Here is a 24,962-nt window from a genome sequence, read left to right on the forward strand (position 1 = left end):
TTTGAAATGGCGGCCCCATTGCCGCCGACCCCTCCTATCGTTCGCGAGTGCCGGGGTCCGGGCACAACGTCTCAGATGCGTGCGGCATAAGGAAAATCGCGCCGTTTGGAAAGGACGAAGTCGTTAATGGACAGGGGCAGTCCCGGCCTTTTGACCGTCCTGGTGAATTGCGTGCCGGGTTGCACGGGCCGAAACCCGGATATGCCCAGTTCAGGTCTGGAGCAGATCGAATTTTCATGGATGCTGGCCGCAAATCAGGGACCATCGACATATCCGCGCGAGCATACAGGAGTTAACCCCATGGAAACGAAAGCATTCGGCACAATTTCGCTGGAAGACGGCCAGGCCACGCTGCCGGTGGGCCCCGGGATCGTGCGTCCGGCCAGCCTGGATGCGCTGGCGACGCTGAAGGATCGCGAGGCGATGGCCGCGCTGGCGCAGTTTCTCGACAGGCTGCCACGGCATATCGAAAAGGCGCGCGAGCATTTCCTCGACAATTACGAGGAAGTGGCGGCCAATGTTCCGTCATGGCTGCATGAGAACGCGCCCGAGGTCTTCCGGGCGATGTTCGGCGATGCCGCGCCGTCTGGGATCGATGCCGAGGCGCTCTGGACCGCGCTCGATCTCAGTTCGGTCTGGACCCGCGACGACAATGTAGTGGTGCTCGATCTCGGCTTCCGCGAAACGCCGATGACCCATGCCTTCGCGGCCGAATTCAACTATGACGGCACCTTGACGGGTCTTGCACTGGCCAGCTGACCCGGGCGGGCAACCGCGTCTCGGGACATGAGAAAACACATGAAAAAAACCGCGTCCCGAGGGGCGCGGTTTCCGTTTCAGGCCATGCGCCGGTCTTAGCGGCGGATGCCCAGGCGCTTGATGAGGTCCTGATAGCGGGCCTCTTCCTTGCCTTTGAGATAGTCCAGAAGCTTCCGGCGCTGGGCGACGAGCTTGAGCAGACCACGGCGGGAATGGTTGTCCTTCTTGTGGGTCTTGAAATGCTCGGTCAGCGTGGTGATCCGGCTGGTCAGGATCGCGATCTGGACTTCGGGCGAACCGGTGTCGCCGTCCTTCGATCCGAATTCCTTGATCAGGCGGGTTTTTTCTTCGGCAGTGATCGACATCGGGGTCTCCTTGTCTGAGAAGGTGATGGCGCAAGCCGGGATGTCGTCCAGCAGGGCCCTTGGAGAAAGGCCGCCCCAGCGCGGGACGGATGCGGGCATATAGGGGATTCTCGCGGATTTTGAAAGCGGAACCTGCGGCGCGCGATGCGGGCGCCCATGGCCCGGTCCGCCTCGGCCCGGGGCGGTCGGTTCACGCTCCGGCGGCCAATACCTCCGCTAGCATGGTATCGGGCACCAGGCTCAGATGCCCGAGCCGCAACGTGTCTCCGGCCCCGATGACGATGGCCAAGGGCTGTCCGTCGATGCGGATCAAGGCGTCCCCGTCCCCGACTTCGGTCGCATCGATCAACAGGACCGGGGCGGGATGGGCGGCGCTGTCATAGACCACGAAGAGCGCATCGGTGCTCTGGTCGTAATCGTCGATCACCGTGGGCAGGGGCGTTCCGTCCTCGAACAGATCCTGCACCGAGAAGAGCCCGGTCCCGGCACCGGGAAGAGCCTCGGCAAGGCGCGGTCCCGCGGTTGGCCCGGCCCGGGCCGGATCGTGGCCGTCATCTCCGGCCAGCAGATCCCCGGCATGATCGGGGAGGGGGGGCAGATCGTCGATATCCGGGCCGCCGGACAGCCAGGAGAACAGCAACTCGTCGGCACGCGACATGCCGTCGATTTCGGGCGCGGTTTCACCCAGGGCGGCGTGAAGGTCCATCACCGCGATCAGGGCGTCGGTTGCTCGATCCGGCCCGGCCCTGTCGCCGGCTCCGTCTTCGCCATGAGGCAAGGCCCCCGCGCCGCGATCGGCGCCGACAGCCATGACACCCAGAAGACTTACCATGGTGACCATCCTTCGCTCCGTCTCTAGGGGCCCGCCGCTGCAAGAGGGCGACCGACGCCCTGCGGGCGGTTCTCGCCGAATTCAGCCTATGTCCGGGCCCGGCGGGCGGCTATCTCGTTCAGGTTAAGTGGTTACCGCTTTCTGAAGGGCGTTGTTTCCGGGCGGCATCCGTCGTCACCGCCCCTCTTCGCCGCCACTGCCGGAACAGCAGACGCGAAAGGCCATGCAGGCGGGGCGGACCTGCGGAATGGCGCATCGGGAAACCGCAATGGGGGGATCGGCAGCGCTTCGGGGGCGTCGGTCCGTCCAGGCCGGTTGGGCAGGCGGGGCGTCACGCCGTGGCCAGTGCCTCGAGCCTTGCATGGGCCGAGACGCTGCGGGCGTCGAGCGTCACGTCATGCAGGAAGCGGCCCAGCGCGAGGCTGGTCACATGCATCCGCTCTTCGGTGAACTCGGCGTCGAACAGGGTGTCGCGGATCAGCTGGCGTTCCTCCTCGTCCAGCTCGAGGATCTGCGGCTCGGGCGTCGCGGTTTGCAGCGAGACCAGCGTTATCGGCGGGATGCGCGCCAGCGAGGACTGTTCGATCACCAGATGCAGGTCGCCGCTGCGCAGGCCGCGCCGTGCCGCGATCCGGGTCAGGATCTGGCGCCCGCGGGCGCGGGCGATGTCGGCGCCGCGTTCGGCCTCTTCCTCGGGCATCAGCCGGTGGCGGCGTTCGGCATTGTCGACCGACAGCACCCGCGATTCGACCAGATAGACCACGAGGAACATGAAGGCGGGGAACTGCCCGATCGGCAGCGCTGCCTCGGGAAAGAGCAGCATCGCCACGGGAAACGGCGTCAGCGCGGCGCAATAGCGCAGGAAGGAGATCTCGGTCGCCATGCGCCAGAAGATCCCGCGCCCGAACGAGCCATGCGGCAACAGTCCCATGCCGTGCCCGATCAACTGGCGCGGCACTTTCCGGATCCGCATGATGGCCCGGTTGGTCACGGTGGACGGCGTCACGAGATGAAGCATCGGCAGGGCTCCGCAAGCTTGTCACCAGCTTAAATCTAACCGTCTCCGGGCTTGCGTCCAGCCGGCGGCCGCAACCATCGACAGATGCGGGGCGCGCCTGCTACGCTTCAGGCGCGAGTGGGAGCCATGGCCGGGCGCGGCCGCAGGCAACGGGACTGTGGCAAGAGCAGGGCATTGACCTGACGGGACCAGCCCCTTAACCCCTGATCGACCGAGACCGGAGGAACGCTCATGCGACCCGCGAACGAAGCCCTGATCGTCGTCGACATCCAGAACGACTTCTGCACCGGCGGCGCGCTTGCCGTTGCCGGCGGCGAAGATATCATTCCGCGCGTCAACGCCCTTCTGGACGAGTTCCAGCTGCGGGTGTTCACCCAGGACTGGCACCCGGCCGATCACAGCTCGTTTGCCGAGAGCCGCGAGGGCTGCAAGCCCTATGAGGTGGTCGAGATGCCCTATGGATCGCAGATCCTCTGGCCGGTGCATTGCGTCCAGGACAGCGCAGGGGCGGCCTTCCATCCCGATCTCGACGTCTCGAAGGCCGATCACATCGTCCGGAAAGGCTCCGATCCGGCTGTCGACAGCTATTCGGCCTTCTTCGAGAACGATCACGAGACGCCGACGGGGCTCGACGACTACCTCGCCGCGAAGGGGATCGAGAAGATCACCCTGGTCGGGCTCGCCACCGATTTCTGCGTGCTCTACTCGGCGCTCGATGCCAACCGTCTGGGCTATGCCGTGACCGTGCTCGAAGGCGCCTGCCGGGGGATCGACCTCAACGGCTCGCTCGAGGATGCGCGGACCACGATGCTGGACGCCAATATCGTTCTGGAGCCCTGACCGATGGCCGATATCGCGACCCGGGTCTACAATCACAAGTGGAAGATCGACCCGATCGTGCGGTCGCTGCTGGATACCGACTTCTACAAGCTCCTGATGTGCCAGTCGGTCTATCGGAACCATCCCGAGACCCAGGTCCGCTTCTCGCTGATCAACCGCACGACCGACATCCGGCTGGCCGAGCTGATCGACGAAGGCGAGTTGCGCCAGCAGCTCGACCATATCCGCACGCTGCGGCTGACCCGCGGCGAGTCGACCTGGCTTCGGGGCAACACCTTCTATGGCAAGCGCCAGATGTTCCGCCCCGACTTCATGGAGTGGTTCGAGGGGCTGCGGCTGCCGCCCTACACGCTGGAAAAGCGCAACGGCCAGTACGAGCTGACCTTCGAGGGGCGCTGGGCCGATGTCATGATGTGGGAAATCCCGGCTCTGGCGGTGCTGATGGAGCTGCGCTCGCGCGCGGTGCTTGCGCGGCTGGGCAAGTTCGAGCTGCAGGTCCTCTATGCCCGGGCCATGACCAAGCTCTGGGAAAAGATCGAAAGGCTGCGCGGGCTCGACGGGCTGAAGCTCGCCGATTTCGGCACGCGGCGCCGGCATTCCTTCCTGTGGCAGGACTGGTGCGTGCAGGCGATGATCGAGGGGCTGGGCGACCGCTTCACCGGTACCTCGAACTGCCTGATCGCGATGCGCCATGACATCGAGGCGATCGGCACCAACGCGCATGAGTTGCCGATGGTGCAGGCGGCGCTGTCGAAGACCGATGCCGAGCTGGCCCGGGCCCCCTACAAGGTGCTGGCGGACTGGCACGAGGAGCATGACGGCAATCTCAGGATCATGCTGCCCGACACGTTCGGAACCCGCGGCTTTCTGGAGAATGCGCCCGACTGGCTTGCGGGCTGGACCGGTATCCGGATCGATTCCGGCGATCCGGCCGAGGGCGCCGAGACCGCCATCGGCTGGTGGAAGGCGCGCGGCGAGGACCCGACCCAGAAGCTGATCATCTTTTCCGACGGGCTCGATGTCGACAAGATCATCGAGCTGCATGACCGCTTCGCGGGCCGGGCCAAGATCAGTTTCGGCTGGGGCACGCTGCTGACCAATGATTTCCGCGGCCTCGTGCCGGATGACGCGCTGGCGCCCTTCAGTCTGGTCTGCAAGGCGGTCAGCGCCAACGGGCAGCCGACCGTCAAGCTCAGCGACAATCCCAACAAGGCGATGGGCCCCGCCGCCGAGATCGAACGCTACAAGCGGGTCTTCGCCGTCGGGGCGCAGGCGCCGATGGAGGTCGTGGTCTGATATCCCGGCGGCCCGCCTTTGGTAGGCCTCCCGTCATGGGTATTTGGACCAAGAAGAACGAGCGCGCGTATCTCTGCTTCTTCTTGGCTTAAATACCCAGGGCGCGCCATTGGCCGCGGGCGTGCGGTCTGGGCGGCTCACAACGTCCGGAACAGCGGACGGCCTTCCATCACCGCGTGAGAGGTCCGGATCGCGCGGTTCAGATAGGCGCGGATGCGCGGGTCGTCGGGCGTGAGCCGGGGCATGGTCCAGCCGACCGAGGCCAGTGTGCGCATCATGACGAAGACCGGCAGCATCGCCAGATCGGCATCGTTCAGCCCGCGTTCGGTGGCATAGCCTTCGAGCAGGCCGGTTGCGATGGCATCGAGCCCGGGCTCTTCCAGATTGGGCACGAGCGCAGTGCCGAGGTCGTAGAGCCGGAAGCCGAAGCCGCAATCGTCGAAATCGATCAGATGGGCGCGGGGCCCGTCGAAAAGCACGTTCTCGCGCATCAGATCGGCATGGATCAGCCCGTGATCTCCGCCCGCGGCGGAATAGGCCGACAGTCTTTCACGGGCAAAGCGCCGGGCTTCCTGAAGCAGGATCGCCTCGGCTTCGCTGGCAGCGGGATGGTCCCAGAACCGGCCCCAGAACGGCGCGGGGCCGAGCAGCCCGTCAATGTCCCAATGCGGGCGGGAAAAGCCCTGCGGCAGGGTCAGCCGGTCGGTGGTCACATGCAGCTTGCCGATCGCCTGTCCGAGCTCCGCGAAGCGGCGCAGTTGCGCGGTGGCACCGCCCTCGAGCGGCCGGGCGCCGGAGGACAGCGGAGTGCCCGCGACCCAGCTCAGGACCGAGGCGACGCGGCCATCCTCGAGATGGGCGAGCAGCGCGCCGTCACGCGTGGCTTCGGGGCAGGGCACCGCCACCCCGGCTTCGGCCAGCGCCTGCATCCACCACAGTTCCGAGCGGATCGCATCGGCGCTCTGATAGCCGCGCCGGTGCAGCCGCAGCACGCCGCGGCGTCCGTCGGGCAGGGCGACGGCGAAGACCGCGTTCTCGCGATGGGACAGAAGCCTTGGCGCGGCGCAGCCCTCCCAATGGGTGGCGGCCTCTTCGGCCAGGCACAGGGTTTCGGCCTCGGTCATCGCGGCACCTCCGTTCGGGCCAGGACACGCTCGAGACTATCGAGCGCGAGATCGGCATGCTCGCGCGAAAACGGCATCGGCGGGCGGAACTTGAGCGTGTTCATGGCGCGCCCGATCCGGCCCGTGAGGATGCCCTCGGCGCGGAGCCCCTCGACCAGCCGGATGGCGAATTCGGTGGCGGGCGCACCGGTCTCGTCGATGAATTCGGCGCCGAAGAAAAGCCCCCGGCCGCGGGTCTCGGCCAGCCAGGGATGGCGGAGCGCCGAGAGACGTTCGAGCGCGTAGGCGCCGACCGCGCGGGCATTTTCCATCAGGCCCTCCTCCTCGATCACCTCGAGGGTCGCCAGCGCCGCGGCCATCGAGACCGGGTTGCCGCCGAAGGTGTTGAAATAGCCGAAGGCGCCGCGGAAGGCGGCCATGATCCCGGGGCGGGTCACGGCGGCGCCGACCGGGTGGCCATTGGCCATCGGCTTGCCGAGCGTGACGACATCGGGCGCGAAGCCCAGAACCTCATGGCCCCAGAAGGCGGTGCCGAGCCGTCCGAAGCCCGGCTGCACCTCGTCGGCGAGGATGAGCCCGCCCGCCTGCCGCACCACCTCGACGGTGGGATCGAGAAAGCCCGGGGCCAGCGTCGGGAAGCCCTCATTGGCGAAGAACGGGCACAGCATGAAGCCTGCAAAGCCGTGGCCTGCCTCTTCCAGTTCGGCGATGGCTCGGGCGACATTGGCGGCGAAGGCTTCGGGCTGGGCCTCGGCGCTGCCGCCAAGCGGGGCGAGGCTGTCGGGGGCGGGTACCAGCCGCACATGGGGCGGGTAGCCGCCGATCGGCGGGCGCCGGGTCGAGAGCGCGCTGACCGCGGCGGTATTGCCGTGATAGGTGTTGTCGGTCGCGATCAGCCCGGTCTTTCCGGTCGCCGCCTGGGCCATGCGAAGCGCGACGTCATTGGCCTCGGACCCGGTGCAGACCATCACCGCCTGGCTCAGGTCATGGCCGAGGGTCGCCGTCAGCCGCTCGACATAATCGAGGATGGTCTCGTGCAGGTAGCGGGTATGGGTGTTCAGCCGTGCGGCCTGGGCAGCGATGGCTTCGGCCACCTTCGGGTGGCAATGGCCGACATGGGGGACGTTGTTATAGGCGTCGAGATAGCGCCGTCCGGCGGCATCCCAGAGCCATACCCCCTCGCCGCGGACGATATGGACGGGCTCGTCGTAGAAGGTCGGCACGTTCGGGCCCAGCAGGCGTGCGCGCCGCTCGATCAGGGGGTCGGTCATGAAAGGGCACCTCGGACGTCTGCGTCCCAATCAGAGCGCAGTGGCGGGGCGCATGCAAGGCCCAGTTCAGGCGAAGCCCGGTGCCAGCCGCATCTGGCCGGTCTCGATGCCGCGCCAGTTGACGATCGGGCCGAGCATCCGCTTGCGGGCGGCCGGATGGGCCGGGTCGAGCGCCCCCAGATGGACCAGAAGCCCGGCAATGGCGGCCTCGGCGGCGCGGGTGGCGCCGTCCTCGATCTTGAGCGCGACGCCAAGGCCGCGCCCGGGCAGGAAGGCCACGAAGACGCCCTCGGCCCCGGTCTTGACCGCGACCCGGCCCTCCATCGCGCGCATCAGCTCGGTGCAGGCCCGGCCCTCGCCCGCGACCAGATCGGGATGGCGCCGCATCGCCTCGCTCAGCCGGCCGGCGGCGCGGGCGCGTGCGTCGCCCGCATCGGGGCGGGCGGCGGCGAAGGCTGCCATCGCGCGGGCAAGCCCGGTGACGGTGGTGGCGAAATTCGGCGCCGAACAGCCGTCGATGCCGAAGCCCGGGCTCGTCATCCCGGTGATCTCCTCGAAGGCCGCGCGCACCGCGCGTTGCACCGGGTGGTCGGGGTCGATGTAATCGGGTCCCGCGCCCAGATGCCGGGCAAGGGTCAGAAAGCCCGCATGCTTGCCCGAACAGTTGTTGTGAAGCTGGCAGGCGCTCTCGCCCGCGCGGATCATCCGCGCGCGTTCGCTCCGGTCGCGCGTGGGCTGCACGCCGCACAGCAGATCGGCCTCGGATCGGCCGGTTTCCGCCAGCCAGGCCGCGACCTTCGCGACATGCAGCGGCGCGCCCTGATGCGAGGCGCAGGCCAGCGCCAGCTGTTCGGGCCCGAGCCCGGCGGCATCGGCCGCGCCGCTTTCGACCAGCGGCAGGGCCTGCAGCATCTTGCAGGAGGAGCGCGGCAGGATCAGCGCCCCGGGATCGCCCCAGGCGGCAACGAGCCCGGTGCCGTCACAGATCGCCGCGTGGCCGCGATGGCGCGATTCCACCATCCCGCCGCGCAGCACCTCGACCATGTCCACGGCCGCCGTCATGTCCTGCTCCCCTTCAAGTCCGGTTGACTTTGTGCCATGAAGACTTTCACATCCGCGCGTGGCTGGGCTAGGCTGCGCATATCGAGTTCGGACCTGCCGCGCCACCGGAAACGCTTCCCCATAAAGGCGGGCCGAGAGGCAAAGACAGCTGGAGGCTGTAAGACGATGACATCCCTTTTCAGAGCGGCCATCGCGGGCGGCGCTTTGGCGTTGGCGGTGACAGCGGCGCATGCGCAGGAGGAATCGACCAACAACGTGGCGGTCAAGACCGACTGGAACGTGTTCGTCGAGACCAATCCCACCGAATGCTGGAGCGTGTCGCCACCGAAGAAGACCGTCAATACCCGTGGCGGCCAGGTCGTGTCGGCCCGGCGCGGCGAGATCCTGCTGTTCGTGACCTTCCGTCCCGGCGACGGCATCAAGGGCGAGGTGTCCTTCTCGGGCGGCTATCCGTTCAAGTCGGGCTCGACCGTGGCGCTGAGCGTGGGCGACAGCAAGTTCGACCTTTTCACCGAAGGCGAATGGGCCTGGCCGGCCTCGAAGGCGGATGACGCGAAGATCATCGAGGCGATGAAGCGCGGTGCCGAGGCCGAGGTGGTGGGGATGTCCTCGCGCGGGACCAAGACCACCGACACCTTCTCGCTTTACGGCTTCACCGCGGCGATGGACGAGGCGGCGCGCCGCTGCTCGGCCAACTGATCCGGCCGGTGCCGGGAGACGGTCGCCAGGGCATCGCACGGATGCCCTGGCGGTCGCGTTTCAGGCCCGGCGGCGACGGATGAGGCCGAAGGCCGCGAGCCCGGACAGCACCAGCGGCAGCGTGGCCGGGACCGGCACCGGGGCCGGGTCGTTCTCAAGGACGTAGCGGTAGAGGCGTGTATAGGCGTCGAGCGGGCCGTCCTCTGCCTCCGGGTCGATCACCATCTCGACAAACATCTCGAGGCTGCCATCGGCGAGTTCGCGCAGGGCAAGCCCCTCGGTTTCGAACCGGATATCGCCCTCGAAGACCGGGAGCCGGAACAGCTCCTCGACATGGCCGTTCGCCAGATCGAGGCTGTAGACGGATTTCGTGTCGATATCGGTGGAAAGGTACATCATCCCGTCCAGAACCTTGGCGCCCTGGACGCGTTTCAGCTCCTGATCCATCTGCAGCGTGCCGAGATAGCTCCAGTCGGTCACGTCATAGACGTTGAGCGTATCGCCAAGCGCCCATTCCTTGCCATAGCCCAGCCCGGTCTCGTGGTCGATCGCGGTCCAGCTGGCGACATCGTCGCGCCGGTTGGTCGGATCGCCCATCATCTCGTGAAGCGTGCCGGTATAGGACAGGGTCGCGGCATCGAAGAGTGCCACATGACCGTTCCGGTAATGGTCCTCGGCGCTGTCGAGCGGCACGTGGACGATCCCGTCCCTGATCTCGAAATCGCCGATATGGTCGAATCCCCGATCGGCCAGCGCCGCGGGAATGCCGCTGACGATCTGCCCGGTTGCAGGATCGAACCGGCCGCTGGCCTCGATGAGCTGCCAGTCCTCGGTGAAACGGGCCAGGCCGAATTGCCAGGAGGTGACCCATTCATTGGCCCCGGCATTCCAGGCGATGCCCTGCGTCATCTGAAGCCCGGTCTGGTTCTCGTCGAGGAAGGCGTAATCGGCATGGCTGGCAAGGGTCCAGCTTGCGGCATGAACCGAGCCGGCCGCCAGAATGCCGGCGGCAGTGGTGAACAGAAGACGCATTCGTCTCTCCAAACTATGAATCCTGCCCCGCGTCAGGGCGCTGCCCGCGTTTAGGCGGGGGGGATGACAGCCCGGTAACGTTTTTGTAATAAGTGCCCGCGTCGCGGCCGCGCCGACGCGCAGGGAAGCCTGCCTGCGCTCGACCCTTTCAAAACGGGCGCGACTCTGGTAAGGGCTGCCAGTTCCCGAACAGGAGTCCTCCGATGTCCGCGCCCATCGTCCAGGATGTGCTGACGCTGCCCCGCAAGCTGCCGGAAACCGACCGGATCAATCTGGTCGGGCTGACCCGCCCGCGCCTGCTCGAGGCGCTGATCGCCGCCGGCACGCCCGAGGCGCAGGCCAGGATGCGTGTCAACCAGCTCTGGCAGTGGATCTACCAGAAGGGCGTGCGCGACTTCGACGCCATGACCAACCTGGCCAAGGAGTACCGCGCCCTCCTGAAAGCCCGTTTCGTCATCGAGCTGCCCGAGATCGTCACCCGTTCGGTCTCGGCCGATGGCACCCGCAAATACCTGGTGCGGATCGCGGGCGGCCATGAGGTCGAGGTGGTCTACATTCCCGAGGACGGGCGCGGCACGCTCTGCATCTCGTCGCAGGTGGGCTGCACCCTGACCTGCACCTTTTGCCACACCGGCACCCAGCGGCTGGTGCGCAACCTCACCGCGGCCGAGATCGTGGGCCAGGTCATGCTGGCGCGCGACGATCTGGGCGAATGGCCGAAACCCGGGCGCCATCCCAAGGACGAGACCCGGCTGATTTCGAACCTCGTGCTGATGGGCATGGGCGAGCCGCTTTACAATTTCGAGGCGGTGCGCGACGCGATGCTGATCGCGATGGATGGCGAGGGGATTTCCCTCTCGCGGCGCCGGATCACGCTCTCGACCTCGGGTGTGGTGCCGGAAATCGCGCGCACCGGCAACGAGATCGGCTGCATGCTGGCGATCAGCCTGCACGCCACCACCGACGAGCTGCGCAACAAGATCGTGCCGATCAACCGCAAATACCCGATCGCCCAGCTTTTCGACGCGCTCCGGGCCTATCCGAAGCTCTCGAATTCCGAGCGGATCACCTTTGAATATGTGATGCTGAAGGGCGTGAATGACAGCGATGCCGATGCCCGCCGGCTGGTCAAACTGATTTCCGGCATTCCGGCCAAGATCAACCTGATCCCGTTCAACGAATGGCCCGGCGCGCCCTATCAGCGCTCTGACTGGGACCGGATCGAGGCCTTTGCCAACATCGTCTACAAGGCGGGCTATGCCAGCCCGATCCGGACGCCGCGGGGCGAGGATATCATGGCCGCCTGCGGCCAGCTGAAATCGGCGACCGAACGCGCCCGCAAGAACCGCTTCCAGATCGCGGCCGAAGCCGGCCTGCCCGAGCCCGAACGCATCGTCCGCCGCCCCGACGCCCCCGACGTCCACTGACCGCGTGATCTGAGGGTCTGCGCGTGTCGTAGGTTTCCGCAGCTTTCGGGGCGCGCGCCCGGTCCTGCCGCGCCAGTTTGCGGAAAAGCGGCAGGAGGGCAGGGGATGACATCCAGCGCGGAGCCGGCAGAGCGCCTGACCATGGGGCGGACGGAATGGGCGATGCTTCTGGCCTTGTCGGTGCTGTGGGGCGGGTCTTTCCTTTTCGTTGGCATCGCCGTGGCCGAGCTGCCGACCCTGACGCTGGTCTGGCTGCGCGTGGCGCTGGCCGCACTGGTGCTGTGGGGCGCGGTCGCGGCAACCGGACGGGTGCTGCCGCGCGCGCCCCGGGTCTGGCCTGCCTTTCTCGGCATGGGGCTTCTGAACAATGTCATCCCGTTCAGCCTGATCGTGGCCGGACAGCACAGCATCGCCTCGGGGCTGGCCTCGATCCTTAACGCAACCACGCCGCTTTTCACCGTGGTGGTGGCGTGTCTTCTGCTGACCGATGAGAGGCCGGGCGGGCTGAAGCTTTGCGGGGTCGCGGCCGGGCTGGCCGGTGTGGCCGTGATGATCGGCCCCGACGCGCTGGCAGGGCTCGGGACGAATGCACTGGCCCAGCTGGCGGTGCTGGGCGGGGCGCTGTCCTATGCCTGCGCGGCGGTCTTCGGGCGGCGGTTCCGCCGGATGGGGGGCGATCCGCTGGTCACGGCGGCAGGCCAGGTCGGCGCCGCGACGCTTTTGCTGAGCCCGGCGATGCTGATCGCCGACCGGCCCTGGACGCTGCCGATGCCCGGTGCGGCCATCTGCGCCGCGGTGCTGGGCCTGGCGGTGCTGTCGACCGCGCTGGCTTATCTTCTGTATTTCCGCATCCTCGCCCGCGCCGGGGCCACCAGCCTGTCGCTGGTTACCTTCCTGATCCCGGTCTCGGCGGTCCTGCTGGGCGGGCTGGTGCTGGGCGAGCGGCTGGCCCCCACCGATTGCGCCGGAATGGCCTGCATCGCGCTGGGCCTCGCGGCGGTCGACGGCCGGATCTTCCGGCGCTAGCGCGGCGGGGTCCAGGCCTCGATGATCGCGACGGCCTCTTCGGCGGTTTCCACGAAGGAAAACAGCTCGAGATCCTCGCGGCTGATGGTTCCGGCCTCGGCCAGCGCCTTCCAGTTGATCACCGTCTCCCAGAAGTCGCGGCCGAACAGCAGAAACGGCACGGGGTCCATTCGGTGGGTCTGGATCAGCGTCAGCGCCTCGAACATCTCGTCCAGCGTGCCGAACCCGCCGGGGAAGATCGCGATGGCCGAGGCTCGCAGCAGGAAATGCATCTTGCGCATCGCGAAATAGTGGAAGTCGAAGCAGAGCTCGGGCGTCACATAGGCATTCGGCATCTGCTCATGCGGCAGCACGATGTTCAGCCCGATCGACACGCCGCCCGCATCGGCCGCGCCGCGGTTTCCGGCCTCCATCACCCCCGGCCCGCCGCCGGTCGCGATGACATGATCGAGCCGCTTGCCCTGTTGCCCCTTCAGCGTCATCAGCCGGGCGAATTCCCGGGCCTCGTCATAATATTTCGACAGCTCCGCCAGGGTCTCGGTCCGGGCGGTGTGGCGCTGTGAGGGTTCCGGGATGCGGGCGCCCCCGAACAGCACGATGGTACTTTCGATGCCGTATTCGCGCATCAGGATATCGGGCTTCAGCAGCTCGAGCTGAACCCTGACCGGCCGCATCTCGTCCCGGCACAGGAAATCAGGGTCGGCGAAGGCCAGCCGGTAGGAGGGCGAGGCTGTCTGCGGTGTGTCGGGGGTTTCCCGCGCGCTCTCGATATCGCGGAAGGCGTCGCGGAGCGGGCGGCGGGCGTCGTCATGCATGGGGGATCTCGCTTGGATTGCGCGTTGAGCAACTAGCGTCTATAGCCTGACCGCCAACGAGACCAGAAACCTTTTGACGGGAGGTTACCCCCATGTCCAACGCCCAGCTCGAAACGGCCATCGAGGCCGCCTGGGAGGCTCGTGACACGATCACGCCCGCCACCCGGGGCGAGACCCGCGACGCCATCGAGGCCACGCTGGAGGCGCTGGACAAGGGGACGCTGCGCGTTGCCGAAAGGCAGGCCTCGGGCGACTGGCATGTCAACCAATGGGCCAAGAAGGCAGTGCTTCTGGGCTTCCGGATCAAGGACATGGAGCATCACGAGGGCGGCCCGCAGGATGGCGGCTGGTGGGACAAGGTCGACAGCAAGTTCAAGGGCTGGGGTCAGGCAGACTGGCGCGCCGCAGGCTTTCGCGCGGTGCCGAACTGCGTCGTGCGCAAATCGGCCTATATCGCGCCGGGCGTGGTCTTGATGCCCTCCTTCGTCAATCTCGGGGCCTATGTCGACGAGGGCACCATGGTCGATACCTGGGCCACCGTCGGCTCCTGCGCCCAGATCGGCCGTGGCGTGCACCTCTCGGGCGGCGTCGGGATCGGCGGCGTGCTCGAACCGATGCAGGCCGGCCCCACCATCATCGAGGATAACTGCTTCATCGGTGCCCGTTCGGAAGTGGTCGAGGGCTGCATCGTGCGCGAGGGCTCGGTCCTCGGCATGGGCGTCTTCATCGGCAAGTCGACCAAGATCGTCGACCGCGAGACCGGCGAGGTCATGTATGGCGAGGTGCCGCCCTATTCGGTGGTGGTCGCGGGCTCGATGCCCTCGAAGGGCGGCGTCAGCCTCTATTGCGCGGTGATCGTGAAACGCGTCGATGCGCAAACCCGGTCCAAGACCGGTATCAACGAGCTGCTGCGTGACTGAGAAACCCAGCCGCCGCCAGCAGGTCTACACCCTGCTGGTCGAGGTCGGGCGCAAGCCCGATGACGGCCTGCCCGAGGGTGCTACCGGGGCGGGGCTGATGTGCTACGCCTCGGGCGTCGACGAACCCGAAGCCGTGCGCGAGACCGTGGCCGTGCTGAAACAGGCAGGCCTCGCGCCGCTCGACGTGACCGGCTACGGCACCCTGACCGAACGCCGCGCCCAGGGTCATGAGATCGACCCCGAGGAAGAGGCTCTGATGGCCCGCGCGCTGGCCGAGAACGCGGTCATCGTCGCCCAGATGGATCCCTTCTTCGGCGAAGACGAAAGCGCCTGAGCCCGGCCGCCCAGGTATCCTTCTTCTTGGCCGAAATACCCCGGGGGTCCGGGGGGCAGCGCCCCCGGCTCGACCGTTGATTATCTTTATGTGCCGATGATTTGGCTGGGGGCTGATGTCGGCTGTGACCCGCAGCGTGGCGAGATCTGCCGCACTCTTTCCGGGCCATTCTCTGCGCGCGGGGCCGGCGTCCGCGTGACGCGTCCACCTGACGCCGACAGATGCGTGTTCGCCTGGCCGGCGAAAAGGCGGGGCTTTGAGGCGCATCGCGAGGGCAGAGACGTGGGCGATATGGAGCGGTCGCGCTCGCATCTGAACGAGCGGCTCATCGGCGGCAAGAACTGGGCCCATTTCGTCTCGCAGGAGGGCGAGCGCGAAGAAGATCGTGTCGCATCGCCTCTGCACCGTCAATCTGGCCGGGCGCCGGGGCCCGTTACGGAACTGCCCCTCAGGCGCGGTCCTCCCATGGAGCCGGTCCGTCGGGCAAACCGCGGCCGAAGACGTTTTCCCGATGCCAGCGCAGGTTCTCCGGATGCGGCGCGTTCCTCGCGTCCTCGGGCCTGACGAGCTTGCCGCCAGGCGCCAGCAACCGTCGCGACACGTCGCCGGGGACCTTGTTGTGCGAAACGAGGATCGTCTCGCAATCCTCTGCCACCGAGATCAGGCCCCGGTCGAACATCCAGTGCAACGTGCCCGACAGCGCCAGCCCGTTGCGCACCGAGTCGCTGCCCTGTCTCTCGACAGGCCGGATATGCGCCGCCTGAACCTCGGGCCGTCCGCCGCCGTTCCGCAGCATCAGGCCGGACATGGCGCATCGGTAGCCGTAGGCCGCGCGGACTTTCCGGCGGAAAGCGACGTCGCGATAGGGCCTCCGCGTCAGCCGCTCGAGCACCGGGCGCTCGAAAAGTCCGGCATCCTCGGCCAGCTCTGCCGGCTGCGGGTCGTAACGCGTCGCCTCGATCCGCTCGAGCTGCGGCGGCAGTCCGAGATCGACGATGCGCGCGAAATCCGCCTCGGCCAGCCGCCGCACGGCGAGCTGCTGCGCACCACCTTTCTTCGGCCTCCCGTCGGGGTCGGTCAGCGCGGCTTCCATCGGCCGGCCATTCAACAGACGCGGCACCTCCCGGTCGAACGGAAGGAAGCTGCCAGGCGCGATCATCGCGAGGAACCGGCCCTCGGCGCCGGGCTTCGGGATCACGCGCCCGATCTTCGCCACCGCGAAGTAACCGCGCGGTCCGGCCTTGACCGGCTCGTAATAGACAATCCAGTCCCCGACCGCTTCCTCGACGGCCTTCAGGTAGGGCCTTGGGAAATCGTAGACAATATCGGGTTCGTCCTCGTAGATCGAGTCGGCTTTATGAAGGAGGACCAGCTTCACCATGCGCCCAGGAAAGGCGTTGCCGGGCAGGACGCAAGGATTTTCCGCACCAAACGCGTCCGCACCTCATGCCCGGCGTCTGGGATGCACTCCATCTAGAGGCTTCGGTCCGGAAGGGCGCATCGGCCGCAAGCGACGGCCGGGCAGCGCCCCCGACCCTCTCCCTGTCCTGTCGCCTTGCAGCATGGCTGTCGCGGGGGTATCGCTCGGGACGACCGAAAGCCGGAGCCGCCGATGACCACCTCCACCGACCCCGTTGCCCTCACCGCCGAGCTGATCCGCTGCCGGTCGGTCACGCCCACCGAAGGCGGTGCGCTCGAGTTGCTGGCCGAGCGGCTCGCGGCCGCCGGGTTCCAGTGCCGGCGGATCGACCGGAACGGCACCGCGAACCTCTTCGCCCGCTGGGGCGCGAAGGGCCATGAGAAGACCTTCGGTTTCAATGGTCATACCGATGTCGTGCCGGCGGGCGACACCGCCGCCTGGACGGCCGACCCGTTCGGCGCCGAGATCCGTGACGGCCAGCTCTGGGGCCGGGGCGCGACCGACATGAAATCCGGCGTCGCGGCCTTCGTCGCCGCTGCCATCGATTTCGTGACCGATACCCCGCCCGACGGTGCCGTCGTCCTGACCCTGACCGGCGACGAAGAGGGCGAGGCCACGGACGGCACCATCGCGCTTCTGGACTGGATGCAGACCGAGGGCGAACACATGGCTGTCTGCCTCGTCGGCGAACCGACCTGCCGAGAGGCCATGGGCGACATGATGAAGATCGGCCGGCGCGGCTCGATGACGGCCTATTTCAACGCGCGGGGGATACAGGGCCATGCCGCCTATCCGCAGCGCGCGCAGAACCCGGTCCCGGCGCTGGCACGGCTGGTGCAGCGGCTCGATGCCTACAGCCTCGATCAGGGCACCCGGCATTTCGACCCCTCGACGCTGGCCGTGACCACCTTCGATACCGGCAATCCGGCGACCAATGTCATTCCGGGCCAGTGCCGGGCCACCGTCAATATCCGTTTCAACGAGGCGCACAGTTCGGAAAGCCTCGCCGACTGGCTGACCGCCGAGGCCGCCCGGGTGACCGAAGAGACCGGCATCGAGATCGGGATCGAGATCAAGGTCTCGGGCGAAAGCTTCGTCACGCCCCCGGGCCCGCTGTCCGGTCTGGTGGCCGATGCGGTCGAGGCCGAGACCGGCCGCCGTCCCGAGCTTTCCACCTCGGGCGGCACCTCGGATGCGCGTTTCGTCAAGGATCTGTGCCCGGTGGTCGAATTCGGGCTGGTGGGCAAGACCATGCATCAGGTCGACGAACGGGTCGAGACTGCCCAGATCGAAGAGCTGAAGCGGATCTATACGCGCATCCTCGGGGGTTATTTCGGCTGATCCGTTTCGTCCCGGCGCTCGCGCTTTCCGGCTGACGGCGAAAGGGCTGCGTGATAGGTCTCGGCCATGACCCGCATCCCCGCCAAGACCGAGATCCTCGACTGGATCGCCGCCCATCCCGGCCAGACCTCCAAGCGCGACATCGCCAAGGCGTTCGGGCTGAAGGGGGCTGACCGCATCGACCTCAAGCGCCTGCTGAAGGAGCTCGAGGACGAGGGCCATCTGGAAAAGCGCAAGCGCAGCTATCGCGACCCCGACCGGCTGCCGCCGGTGACAGTGCTGCAGATCCTCGCGCCCAATGCCGATGGCGATCTTTTTGCCCGGCCGCTGGAATGGCATGGCGAGGGTGCGGCGCCGAAGGTGCTGTACCTACCCCGGCAAAGCGATGCGGCGCTGGGCGAGGGCGACCGGATCCTGGCCAAGCTGCAGGAGGTCCGCGCCGAGGATCACCAATACGAGGCGCGGCTGATCCGCAAGATCGGCGCGAACCCGAAACGCATCCTGGGGATCTTCCGCAAGGCCACCGAGGGCGGGCGGATCGTCCCAATCGACAAGGGCGCCGACAAGGAATGGACGGTCGCGGCCAGCCTGACCCATGGCGCGAAGGATGGCGAACTGGTCGAGGCCGAACTGGCGGGGCCGCGCGGCCGGATGGGGCTGCCCAGGGCCCGCATCGTCGAGCGGCTGGGCGATCCGACCGCGCCGAAGGCGGTCAGCCTGATCGCCATTCATCAGCGCGGCATCCCCGACGACTTCCCCGACGAGGTGATCGCCGAGGCCGACCGCGCCAAGCCCGCCGGGCTGGGCACCCGCGAGGATCTGCGTTCGCTGCCTCTGGTCACCATCGACCCGGCGGATGCGCGCGACCGCGACGATGCGGTGCTGGCGATGCCCGATGACGATCCGGCGAATCCGGGCGGGTATATCCTCTGGGTCGCCATCGCCGATGTGGCCCATTACGTGACCCCGGGCTCGCGGCTCGACCGCGAGGCGCGGCGGCGGGGCAATTCCTCTTACTTCCCCGACCGGGTCGTGCCGATGCTGCCCGACCGGCTGTCGGGCGATCTGTGTTCGCTGCATGAGGGCGTGCCGCGCGCCTGCATGGCGGTCCGGATGAAGATCGACGCCTCGGGCCACAAGCTGTCGCACCGGTTCACCCGCGGGCTGATGCAATCGGCCGGTGCCTTCGCCTATGAGGAGGTGCAGGCGGCCGAGGATGGCACGCCCTCGGAGCGCATCGCGCCCTTGCTCGAGGAGGTGATCCACCCGCTTTACGCCGCCTATCGCGCGCTGATCCGGGCCCGCGAGGCGCGCCAGCCGCTGGATCTAGACCTGCCCGAGCGCCGGATCGAACTGTCCGACGAGGGCAAGGTGGCCTCGGTGAAGTTCCGCGACCGGCTGGATGCGCACCGGCTGATCGAGGAATTCATGGTGCTGGCCAATGTCGCCGCCGCCGAGGAACTCACCCGGCTGCAACGCCCGCTTCTGTTCCGGGTCCATGAAGAGCCGAGCCCCGAAAAGCTCGATGCGCTGCGCGAGGTGGCGGGCGCCTCGGGCTTCACGCTGGCCAAGGGGCAGGTGCTGCATACCCGCCAGCTGAACGACCTGCTCGATCAGGCGATGGGGACCGAGTTTTCCGAGCTGATCAACCTCTCGACGCTGCGCTCGATGACCCAGGCCTATTACTTCCCCGAGAATTTCGGCCATTTCGGTCTGGCGCTGAAATCCTATGCCCATTTCACCTCGCCGATCCGGCGCTATGCCGATCTGATCGTGCACCGGGCGCTGATCTCGGCGCATGGCTGGGGCCGGGACGGGCTCAGCCCCGAGGATGTCGACGAGCTCGAGGCCACTGCCAAGCATATCAGCGAGACCGAGCGGCGCTCGATGGCGGCCGAACGCGACACCACCGATCGCTATCTCGCCGCCTATCTCTCCGAGCGGGTGGGCAACGAATTCGGCGGCCGGATCTCGGGGATCGCGCGGTTCGGCGCCTTCGTCTCGCTTGACGAGACAGGGGCGGACGGGCTTATCCCGATCCGCGAGCTGGGCCGGGAATATTTCCACCACGACCGCGATGCCCAGACCCTGATGGGCGCCGATACCGGGCTGGTGATCGGTATCGGCCAGCGGGTGACGGTGCGCCTCGCCGAGGCGGTGCCGGTGACCGGGGGCCTGACCTTCGAGCTTCTGTCGATCGAGGACCGGGCGGTGCCGCGCGGGCCCGGGCGCGGCCGGGGCAAGCCGGTGCGGCGCAAGGTGGCGCGGTCCAAGGCGAAATCGGACAAGGTCAGGCGCAAGGTCAAGCGGACGCGGCGCTGACGGGCAGGGCGCTGATCGGCAGGAGCGGGCCGGCAGGGCGCGGGCAGGCTCTGCGCGGCCCGGCGCCTCGGTCCGCAGAAACCCCGCTTTGCGGTTGAGTTGACCTGCGCTACACTGGCTCAAAGCCTGATAAAAGGTGCGAGCAGATGACCCGATACAGATCCTTGGCCCCAAGCCTTGGGGTTGCCCTCGGGGTTGCCCTTGGCTTGGGCGGACCCGCCGATGCGATGCTGGAGCGCGTGCCGCGCCCCTTGCCCCGCCCGGACACGCTGGAAATGAGCAAGAGCCCCCGACCCGAGATCAGGTCCGCCGTTGTCGCTGCGCTGGCCAGGACGGGCGCGCCCGACACTGTCGCCGACGAGGCGCGGGGCTTTCCGGGCTGGGTCGCGGGCTTTCGCGGCCGGGCGCTGGCGCAGGGCATCGGCCCGGGCGTCTTCGACCGGGCCTTCGCGGACGCGAGCTTCCAGGCCGACGTGATCCGGCGCGACCGCAACCAGTCGGAATTCGTCAGGCCGATCTGGGACTATCTCGACAATGCGGTGTCCGAGACCCGGGTCCGGAACGGCCGCGCGGCGCTGGCGCAATATGGTGCGGTGCTGGACCGGATCGAGGCGCGCTACGGTGTCGACAAGGAGATCGTCGCCGCGATCTGGGGCATGGAGACCTCCTATGGCAGCTATCGCGGCTCGGCACCGATCGTCTCGTCTCTGGCGACGCTGGCCTATGAGGGGCGCCGCGCCGCCTTCTTCGAGGCCCAACTGATGGCGGCGCTGAAGATCATCCAGTCGGGCGATACCGATGCCCGGCACATGACCGGAAGCTGGGCGGGCGCGATGGGTCATACCCAGTTCATGCCGACCTCCTATCTTGACCATGCGGTCGATTTCGACGGCGACGGGCGGCGCGACATCTGGTCGGACGATCCGACCGACGCGCTGGCCTCGACCGCGGCCTATCTGGCGCATTTCGGCTGGACCAGAGGGCAGCCCTGGGGTGTCGAGGTGCAGCTGCCGCGCGGCTTCGATCACCGGCTGGCCGACCGTTCGGTCAAGCGGATGCCCTCGGACTGGGCGCGTCTCGGGGTGCGCGACATGGACGGCCGGGCGGTCCGCGATTATGGCCGCGCGGCGATCCTGCAGCCCGCGGGCGCGCGCGGCACGGCCTTCATGATCTTCGACAATTTCCGCGTGATCGCGCGCTATAACCCGGCCGACGCCTATGTGATCGGGGTGGGGCATCTGGCCGACCGGCTGAAGGGCGGCGGCCCGATCCGGGGCTCCTGGCCGCGCGACGACCGGGCGCTGGCTTCGGCCGAGCGCAAGGAGCTGCAGGAACGCCTGACCCGTGCCGGTTTCGATACCGGGGGGGTCGATGGCCGGATCGGCCCGAACACGGTCTCGGCGCTGCGGGCCTATCAGAGCGCGGTCGGGATGATCCCCGACGGTTATGCCAGCATGGCGGTGCTGCGGCGGCTGAGATAGCCCGGCAGGGCATTGGGGGGCCGCGTCACGGCCCCTGCCGTGTCGACGCTTATGTGTGCTTTGCATCTGGCCCGGCGGCAAGGGCTGGTCCAGGTGCGAATCTTGTCGCCTCAGGTGTGGCGCCACACCGGGCGAAACTGGCGGTGCGCCCACCGGGCTGCGCATCGCGGGCGGTCGATCCGTCCAGCGCGTCGTGCGAGGGGCGCCCGTCAGGATTTCATCGGCAGTGGCGGAGTGTTGGCCTTTTCTCCTTTTCTTGCGGGGTGCCGCTTCCGCCCTCATGTGGTGCCGGCTTGCGGCGGGGGCGGTCGAGGCCACGGTCGCGAACCCGGCAGGCGGGCGCGGGCATGGACGTTGACCGTGCCGGTCCGCACCACTGATCGTTTCTCCTCGGGCAATGCGCTGCGCCCGGGCCGGAAGCGGTCGGAGCCGTCTTGGGGGGGCTTTGCTGCTTATATTGCCGAGGGGGCGCCTGTCGTGTCGTGGTCCTGTCCCGGACAGGGCGCAATGCGCGACGCGAAGGGTACAGCGCAGCCCAGGGGCAAATGAGCCTCCGAAGACCGGGGATCAGTCGTTTTTCCGTAGAGAACCCAGGGGCCGGTGGTCGAGGATCGTCCACCTACCGGATCGCATCGGGCGCGACGGATTTCCGGTTGCGGTCTCGTCCGGCTACGGCGCCGGGCCGGCCCCGGCGGGATCGTCTGCGGCGATGTCCAGCCAGGCGCGGGCAGCATGGGGCAGATAGGCGCCGCGTCGCCAGAGCGTCGCCATTGCCCAGTCGGTGCCGGGTTCGTCCAGCGGCACCTGTGCGACCGGCACATGCACCCGCGCCCGGGCGATCAGCCGGGGCAGGAAGGCCACGCCCAGCCCTGCCGCGGCCAGCCGGATGATGAAGTCGATCTGGCTCGAGCGGGCCGTGACCTCGGGCTCGAAGCCATGCCGGGCGCAGGCGGCGCGGATGATCCGGTTGAGCGCGAACCCGCTGTCGAACAGGATGAAGGGCATGTCGCGCAGATCGGCCAGGGTGAGCGGCCCGGGCACCTGCGCCAGCGCCGCATCGGGCGCCATCAGCGCGACCAGCGGATCGCGCCGCATCGCCAGCCAGTCGAATTCCTCCGATACCGGCAGCAGCGAGGCGGCGAGGTCGATCTCGCTGGCCCGCAGCAACTCCTCCAGCCGGTCGCTGCCATGCTCCACCAGCTTGATGTCGACGCCGGGATAGCGCTGCCTGTAAAGCGTGAAAACCGGCGCGAAAAGCTCGCTCGACCCGATCGGCGGCAGCCCGATCCGCAACAGCCCCCGTTTCAGCCCGGCCAGCTCCTGCAGTTCGGTCTTCAGCGTCTCGCGTCCGGCCAGCAGGGTCTGCGCGCGCTGGAACACGATCTCGCCCGCCGCGGTAAGGGCGATCCCCGCAGGGCCGCGGATCAGCAGCGGCATGCCGATCTCGTCCTCGAGCTGGCGCACCGCCTTGCTGATCGTTGACTGTGTCGCATTCACGCGCCCGGTGGCGGCCGAGAACCCTCCGGCACGGACCACCTCGACAAAGACCCTGAGCGTCCTGAATTCCATATCCATTCCAATATTGACTGAATGACATTCAAACAAGTCATTTGAAGAATGCCGCGATTTGCCCACATGAAGTCCTGGCGGGGATGTCCCGCTGGCAGACCCCCTGGAGGATTTATCTTGACGACGCGCCTTCTTACGAGACGGCTTCGCATTGCCGTGCGGCGGAGCCTGACGGTGCAGATCGGCATTCTGGTCGGTTTCTGGCTGGCCGGAGAGGCTGCGGTCCGGCTGAGCGGGCTGTCGCTTCCGGGCGGTCTGGTGGGGATGGCGGCGGCGCTGGCGCTGCTCGGTTCGGGGCTTCTGCGGACGGGGACGCTCCGGCGGGGCGCGAACTGGTTTCTGGCCGAGATGCTGTTGTTTTTCGTGCCGGCCGTTCTGGCGGTGCTGAACCACCGGGAGTTCCTCGGGTTGCTTGGTCTGCAGATCCTGCTGATCATCGTCCTGGGGACGCTTTCGGTCATGGCGGTGACCGCGCTGACGGTCGAGCTGTGCTGCCGTTGGGGGATCGGGGGCGATGGACAGCCTTCTGCACTGGATTGAGCCCTTCGGGCCGGTTTTGGGCTGGTCGCTGCTGACTGTCGGCTTCTATCTTCTGGCCAAGCGGGTCTACCGGCGCTGGCCGCGCTGGTGGCTTATGCCGCTGGCGGTCGCGCCCGCGCTGCTGACGATCACGGTGCTGGCGCTGCACGAAACCTATCGCGACTATATCCGCGGCGCGGGCTGGCTGATGCTGATGCTGGGACCCGCGACCGTGGCCTTCGCGGTCCCGATCTATGAACAGCGCGCCCTGATCCGGCGCACCTGGCCGGTGCTGCTGGTCGGAATGGTGGCGGGCAGCGCGACGGCAGTGGCGGTCAGCTGGGGGCTGGCAAGCCTCTTCGGGCTGGACCAGAGTCTGCGGCTGAGCCTGCTGCCCCGGTCGATCAGCACGCCCTTCGCGATGGAGGTTTCGGCCGATATCGGCGGGTTGCCCGACCTGACGGCGGTCTTCGTTGTGATGACCGGCGTTCTGGGCGCGGCGCTGGGCGATCTGGTGCTGGCCTGGCTGCCGGTGCGTTCGGCCTTGGCGCGGGGCGCGTTGCTGGGGGTCGCCGCGCATGGTGCGGGCACCGCCCGGGCGCATCAGATCGGCCGGGCCGAAGGCTCGGTGGCGGGGCTGGTGATGGTTCTGGTGGGTTTGCTGAACGTCTGCCTGGCGCCGCTTGTGGTTTCGGCAGTCCGGGTCGTCTCGGGCTGATGGGCGGAGCGCCCGCGTTTTCTTGGCAACTGTATCTCTCATGTGGCCCCTGGCTGCCGGATCTGGCGCCTTTTATACAGTGCATTGGCGATGATGACGCGCTTTCGCGCGACCGCAGTCACGATGACCTTGTGAGGCTTTCCGGCTGTACGAAGATGGTCAGCGGAGGCTTTGAGTGCAGGGTTGTGACGGGAGGCGAGCAGCGCGGGCTGGAACAGGACATGCCACAAGGTCCGCCGGCCGCCGGCAATGGCGCACTTCCCACGAAGTGTCCCTCTCTGATGTGCAACGGGCGACAGGCTTGTCAGCGCAGCGACGTCCTCTCCTGTTGGAGTGCCGAGTTCAGGAGGTTAGGCGTCGAACCGGGCACCGGTTCGATACCGGGCCGATCCCGGGTCCGGAGGGGGACGGACGGGCGATCATCTCGTTCAATCGGTCTTGCAGCTCTGCATCCAGATCCTCGAACAGCCCACGTGCCGCGTCCGGATCTGGGGCAGCAGCCTTTTGCGCGCCCCGACCCTCTGAGCCCTTCTGGTCGTCAAGTCCCTGAGACGCCGAAGGTGTCGCTGGAAGTCTTCGCCCGGCACCGGGCCCGGACACATTCTTCCCCGGGGTGGGCCCGGCCGCGATAAACTCCGACGGGACCGTCCTCCTATATGGATCTTCGCAGACCCAACCTGGCACACAGATGCCGTCGGGGGACGGTCACATCATTAGCGCCCCCGAGAGGCCGCACGTCATGACAATTCCCGCTGTCATGACGGCCCCGGCG

General features: G+C 67.6%; 23 protein-coding genes and 1 pseudogene. 13 read left to right on the top strand and 11 right to left on the bottom strand.

Annotation, left to right across the window (positions count from 1 at the left end; translation table 11 throughout):
• The first annotated feature begins 300 nt into the window (after positions 1 to 300).
• Positions 301 to 759 carry a hypothetical protein gene (locus B5V46_RS03235; RefSeq protein WP_080615253.1) on the top strand — a complete coding sequence of 153 codons (459 nt, stop codon included), beginning with the start codon at positions 301 to 303 and terminating at the stop codon, positions 757 to 759.
• Between the two features lie 95 nt (positions 760 to 854).
• Here the strand turns inward: B5V46_RS03235 and rpsO are convergent, their stop codons facing one another.
• The 3 genes from rpsO to B5V46_RS03250 all read right to left on the bottom strand — a co-directional run bounded on the left by rpsO (position 855) and on the right by B5V46_RS03250 (position 2,974).
• Positions 855 to 1,124 carry a 30S ribosomal protein S15 gene (gene rpsO, locus B5V46_RS03240; protein WP_080615254.1) on the bottom strand — a complete coding sequence of 90 codons (270 nt, stop codon included), beginning with the start codon at positions 1,122 to 1,124 and terminating at the stop codon, positions 855 to 857.
• 190 nt (positions 1,125 to 1,314) lie between these two features.
• Positions 1,315 to 1,956: a hypothetical protein gene (locus B5V46_RS03245; protein ID WP_155773912.1), complete on the bottom strand. Its 642-nt coding sequence runs from the start codon at positions 1,954 to 1,956 to the stop codon at positions 1,315 to 1,317.
• Between the two features lie 331 nt (positions 1,957 to 2,287).
• Positions 2,288 to 2,974: a hypothetical protein gene (locus B5V46_RS03250; protein WP_080615256.1), complete on the bottom strand. Its 687-nt coding sequence runs from the start codon at positions 2,972 to 2,974 to the stop codon at positions 2,288 to 2,290.
• 231 nt (positions 2,975 to 3,205) lie between these two features.
• Here B5V46_RS03250 and pncA point away from each other — a divergent pair, with 231 nt between their 5' ends.
• On the top strand, positions 3,206 to 3,814 hold the full coding sequence (gene pncA, locus B5V46_RS03255) for a bifunctional nicotinamidase/pyrazinamidase (protein ID WP_080615257.1): 609 nt from the start codon (positions 3,206 to 3,208) through the stop codon (positions 3,812 to 3,814).
• Between the two features lie 3 nt (positions 3,815 to 3,817).
• On the top strand, positions 3,818 to 5,110 hold the full coding sequence (pncB, locus tag B5V46_RS03260) for a nicotinate phosphoribosyltransferase (RefSeq protein WP_080615258.1): 1,293 nt from the start codon (positions 3,818 to 3,820) through the stop codon (positions 5,108 to 5,110).
• Positions 5,111 to 5,247: 137 nt separating this feature from the next.
• On the opposite strand, the gene B5V46_RS03265 is transcribed toward pncB, so the two are convergent.
• From B5V46_RS03265 to B5V46_RS03275, 3 genes are all read right to left on the bottom strand, one after another.
• Entirely contained in the window at positions 5,248 to 6,234 is a 987-nt protein-coding gene (locus B5V46_RS03265) for a phosphotransferase enzyme family protein (protein WP_080615259.1), read from the bottom strand.
• Positions 6,231 to 7,505 (bottom strand): aspartate aminotransferase family protein, encoded by a 1,275-nt coding sequence (locus tag B5V46_RS03270; RefSeq protein ID WP_080615260.1) that lies wholly within the window; start codon positions 7,503 to 7,505, stop codon positions 6,231 to 6,233. The genes B5V46_RS03265 and B5V46_RS03270 overlap by 4 nt, the downstream gene beginning before the upstream one ends.
• Before the next feature lie 66 nt (positions 7,506 to 7,571).
• Positions 7,572 to 8,567, bottom strand: coding sequence for an asparaginase (locus tag B5V46_RS03275; protein ID WP_080615261.1), 996 nt, complete (start codon positions 8,565 to 8,567; stop codon positions 7,572 to 7,574).
• Positions 8,568 to 8,732: 165 nt separating this feature from the next.
• On the opposite strand from B5V46_RS03275, the gene B5V46_RS03280 reads away from it, so the two are divergent.
• Positions 8,733 to 9,266, top strand: coding sequence for an invasion associated locus B family protein (locus B5V46_RS03280; RefSeq protein ID WP_080615262.1), 534 nt, complete (start codon positions 8,733 to 8,735; stop codon positions 9,264 to 9,266).
• Positions 9,267 to 9,326: 60 nt separating this feature from the next.
• Here B5V46_RS03280 and B5V46_RS03285 read toward each other — a convergent pair whose 3' ends face one another.
• Complete coding sequence (locus tag B5V46_RS03285; RefSeq protein ID WP_080615263.1) at positions 9,327 to 10,298, bottom strand: VPLPA-CTERM sorting domain-containing protein; 972 nt, start codon at positions 10,296 to 10,298, stop codon at positions 9,327 to 9,329.
• Positions 10,299 to 10,501: 203 nt separating this feature from the next.
• Here B5V46_RS03285 and rlmN point away from each other — a divergent pair, with 203 nt between their 5' ends.
• Complete coding sequence (rlmN, locus tag B5V46_RS03290; protein ID WP_080615264.1) at positions 10,502 to 11,725, top strand: 23S rRNA (adenine(2503)-C(2))-methyltransferase RlmN; 1,224 nt, start codon at positions 10,502 to 10,504, stop codon at positions 11,723 to 11,725.
• A 105-nt stretch (positions 11,726 to 11,830) separates the two neighbouring features.
• A complete protein-coding gene (locus B5V46_RS03295; protein WP_231119210.1) occupies positions 11,831 to 12,751 on the top strand; it encodes a DMT family transporter in 921 nt (306 codons plus the stop codon).
• Here the strand turns inward: B5V46_RS03295 and B5V46_RS03300 are convergent.
• The gene (locus B5V46_RS03300; protein ID WP_080615265.1) at positions 12,748 to 13,566 is read right to left on the bottom strand and encodes an LOG family protein; all 819 of its coding nucleotides are present in this window, start codon (positions 13,564 to 13,566) and stop codon (positions 12,748 to 12,750) included. The two genes, B5V46_RS03295 and B5V46_RS03300, sit on opposite strands and share 4 nt — an antisense overlap.
• 92 nt (positions 13,567 to 13,658) lie before the next feature.
• Here B5V46_RS03300 and dapD point away from each other — a divergent pair, with 92 nt between their 5' ends.
• Both dapD and B5V46_RS03310 read left to right on the top strand, forming a co-directional pair.
• Entirely contained in the window at positions 13,659 to 14,486 is an 828-nt protein-coding gene (gene dapD / locus B5V46_RS03305) for a 2,3,4,5-tetrahydropyridine-2,6-dicarboxylate N-succinyltransferase (protein ID WP_080615266.1), read from the top strand.
• Positions 14,479 to 14,820 carry a hypothetical protein gene (locus B5V46_RS03310; protein WP_080615267.1) on the top strand — a complete coding sequence of 114 codons (342 nt, stop codon included), beginning with the start codon at positions 14,479 to 14,481 and terminating at the stop codon, positions 14,818 to 14,820. Before dapD ends, B5V46_RS03310 begins: the two co-directional genes overlap by 8 nt.
• A gap of 448 nt (positions 14,821 to 15,268) precedes the next feature.
• Here B5V46_RS03310 and B5V46_RS03315 read toward each other — a convergent pair whose 3' ends face one another.
• A complete protein-coding gene (locus B5V46_RS03315; RefSeq protein WP_080615268.1) occupies positions 15,269 to 16,201 on the bottom strand; it encodes an HNH endonuclease in 933 nt (310 codons plus the stop codon).
• Positions 16,202 to 16,432: 231 nt separating this feature from the next.
• Between B5V46_RS03315 and dapE the strand changes: the two genes are divergently transcribed.
• From dapE to B5V46_RS03330, 3 genes are all read left to right on the top strand, one after another.
• Positions 16,433 to 17,581 (top strand): succinyl-diaminopimelate desuccinylase, encoded by a 1,149-nt coding sequence (gene dapE / locus B5V46_RS03320; RefSeq protein ID WP_080615269.1) that lies wholly within the window; start codon positions 16,433 to 16,435, stop codon positions 17,579 to 17,581.
• A gap of 66 nt (positions 17,582 to 17,647) precedes the next feature.
• Complete coding sequence (gene rnr / locus B5V46_RS03325; protein ID WP_080615270.1) at positions 17,648 to 19,903, top strand: ribonuclease R; 2,256 nt, start codon at positions 17,648 to 17,650, stop codon at positions 19,901 to 19,903.
• Positions 19,904 to 20,049: 146 nt separating this feature from the next.
• Positions 20,050 to 21,384, top strand: coding sequence for a lytic murein transglycosylase (locus B5V46_RS03330; RefSeq protein WP_080615271.1), 1,335 nt, complete (start codon positions 20,050 to 20,052; stop codon positions 21,382 to 21,384).
• A gap of 669 nt (positions 21,385 to 22,053) precedes the next feature.
• Here B5V46_RS03330 and B5V46_RS03335 read toward each other — a convergent pair.
• The gene (locus B5V46_RS03335; protein ID WP_196774324.1) at positions 22,054 to 22,959 is read right to left on the bottom strand and encodes a LysR family transcriptional regulator; all 906 of its coding nucleotides are present in this window, start codon (positions 22,957 to 22,959) and stop codon (positions 22,054 to 22,056) included.
• Between the two features lie 111 nt (positions 22,960 to 23,070).
• Between B5V46_RS03335 and B5V46_RS03340 the strand changes: the two genes are divergently transcribed.
• Entirely contained in the window at positions 23,071 to 23,493 is a 423-nt protein-coding gene (locus B5V46_RS03340; RefSeq protein WP_196774325.1) for a CidA/LrgA family protein, read from the top strand.
• Positions 23,468 to 24,190, top strand: a complete 723-nt coding sequence (locus B5V46_RS03345) for an LrgB family protein (protein WP_080615273.1) — start codon at positions 23,468 to 23,470, stop codon at positions 24,188 to 24,190. Before B5V46_RS03340 ends, B5V46_RS03345 begins: the two co-directional genes overlap by 26 nt.
• 38 nt (positions 24,191 to 24,228) lie before the next feature.
• On the opposite strand, the pseudogene B5V46_RS20780 reads toward B5V46_RS03345, so the two are convergent.
• Positions 24,229 to 24,513, bottom strand: a pseudogene (locus B5V46_RS20780) (IS110 family transposase); the annotation flags it as partial.
• Positions 24,514 to 24,962 lie beyond the last annotated feature (449 nt).

This window comes from Rhodovulum sp. MB263 (assembly GCF_002073975.1).
Classification (GTDB): Bacteria; Pseudomonadota; Alphaproteobacteria; order Rhodobacterales; family Rhodobacteraceae; genus Rhodovulum.

Excerpts from the sequence above, each read along its gene's own strand:
- B5V46_RS03235 (WP_080615253.1), top strand. The coding sequence starts at position 301 with ATGGAAACGAAAGCATTCGGCACAATTTCGCTGGAAGACGGCCAGGCC.
- rpsO (WP_080615254.1), bottom strand. The coding sequence starts at position 1,124 with ATGTCGATCACTGCCGAAGAAAAAACCCGCCTGATCAAGGAATTCGGA.
- B5V46_RS03245 (WP_155773912.1), bottom strand. The coding sequence starts at position 1,956 with ATGGTAAGTCTTCTGGGTGTCATGGCTGTCGGCGCCGATCGCGGCGCG.
- B5V46_RS03250 (WP_080615256.1), bottom strand. The coding sequence starts at position 2,974 with ATGCTTCATCTCGTGACGCCGTCCACCGTGACCAACCGGGCCATCATG.
- pncA (WP_080615257.1), top strand. The coding sequence starts at position 3,206 with ATGCGACCCGCGAACGAAGCCCTGATCGTCGTCGACATCCAGAACGAC.
- pncB (WP_080615258.1), top strand. The coding sequence starts at position 3,818 with ATGGCCGATATCGCGACCCGGGTCTACAATCACAAGTGGAAGATCGAC.
- B5V46_RS03265 (WP_080615259.1), bottom strand. The coding sequence starts at position 6,234 with ATGACCGAGGCCGAAACCCTGTGCCTGGCCGAAGAGGCCGCCACCCAT.
- B5V46_RS03270 (WP_080615260.1), bottom strand. The coding sequence starts at position 7,505 with ATGACCGACCCCCTGATCGAGCGGCGCGCACGCCTGCTGGGCCCGAAC.
- B5V46_RS03275 (WP_080615261.1), bottom strand. The coding sequence starts at position 8,567 with ATGACGGCGGCCGTGGACATGGTCGAGGTGCTGCGCGGCGGGATGGTG.
- B5V46_RS03280 (WP_080615262.1), top strand. The coding sequence starts at position 8,733 with ATGACATCCCTTTTCAGAGCGGCCATCGCGGGCGGCGCTTTGGCGTTG.
- B5V46_RS03285 (WP_080615263.1), bottom strand. The coding sequence starts at position 10,298 with ATGCGTCTTCTGTTCACCACTGCCGCCGGCATTCTGGCGGCCGGCTCG.
- rlmN (WP_080615264.1), top strand. The coding sequence starts at position 10,502 with ATGTCCGCGCCCATCGTCCAGGATGTGCTGACGCTGCCCCGCAAGCTG.
- B5V46_RS03295 (WP_231119210.1), top strand. The coding sequence starts at position 11,831 with ATGACATCCAGCGCGGAGCCGGCAGAGCGCCTGACCATGGGGCGGACG.
- B5V46_RS03300 (WP_080615265.1), bottom strand. The coding sequence starts at position 13,566 with ATGCATGACGACGCCCGCCGCCCGCTCCGCGACGCCTTCCGCGATATC.
- dapD (WP_080615266.1), top strand. The coding sequence starts at position 13,659 with ATGTCCAACGCCCAGCTCGAAACGGCCATCGAGGCCGCCTGGGAGGCT.
- B5V46_RS03315 (WP_080615268.1), bottom strand. The coding sequence starts at position 16,201 with ATGGTGAAGCTGGTCCTCCTTCATAAAGCCGACTCGATCTACGAGGAC.
- dapE (WP_080615269.1), top strand. The coding sequence starts at position 16,433 with ATGACCACCTCCACCGACCCCGTTGCCCTCACCGCCGAGCTGATCCGC.
- rnr (WP_080615270.1), top strand. The coding sequence starts at position 17,648 with ATGACCCGCATCCCCGCCAAGACCGAGATCCTCGACTGGATCGCCGCC.
- B5V46_RS03330 (WP_080615271.1), top strand. The coding sequence starts at position 20,050 with ATGACCCGATACAGATCCTTGGCCCCAAGCCTTGGGGTTGCCCTCGGG.
- B5V46_RS03335 (WP_196774324.1), bottom strand. The coding sequence starts at position 22,959 with ATGGATATGGAATTCAGGACGCTCAGGGTCTTTGTCGAGGTGGTCCGT.
- B5V46_RS03345 (WP_080615273.1), top strand. The coding sequence starts at position 23,468 with ATGGACAGCCTTCTGCACTGGATTGAGCCCTTCGGGCCGGTTTTGGGC.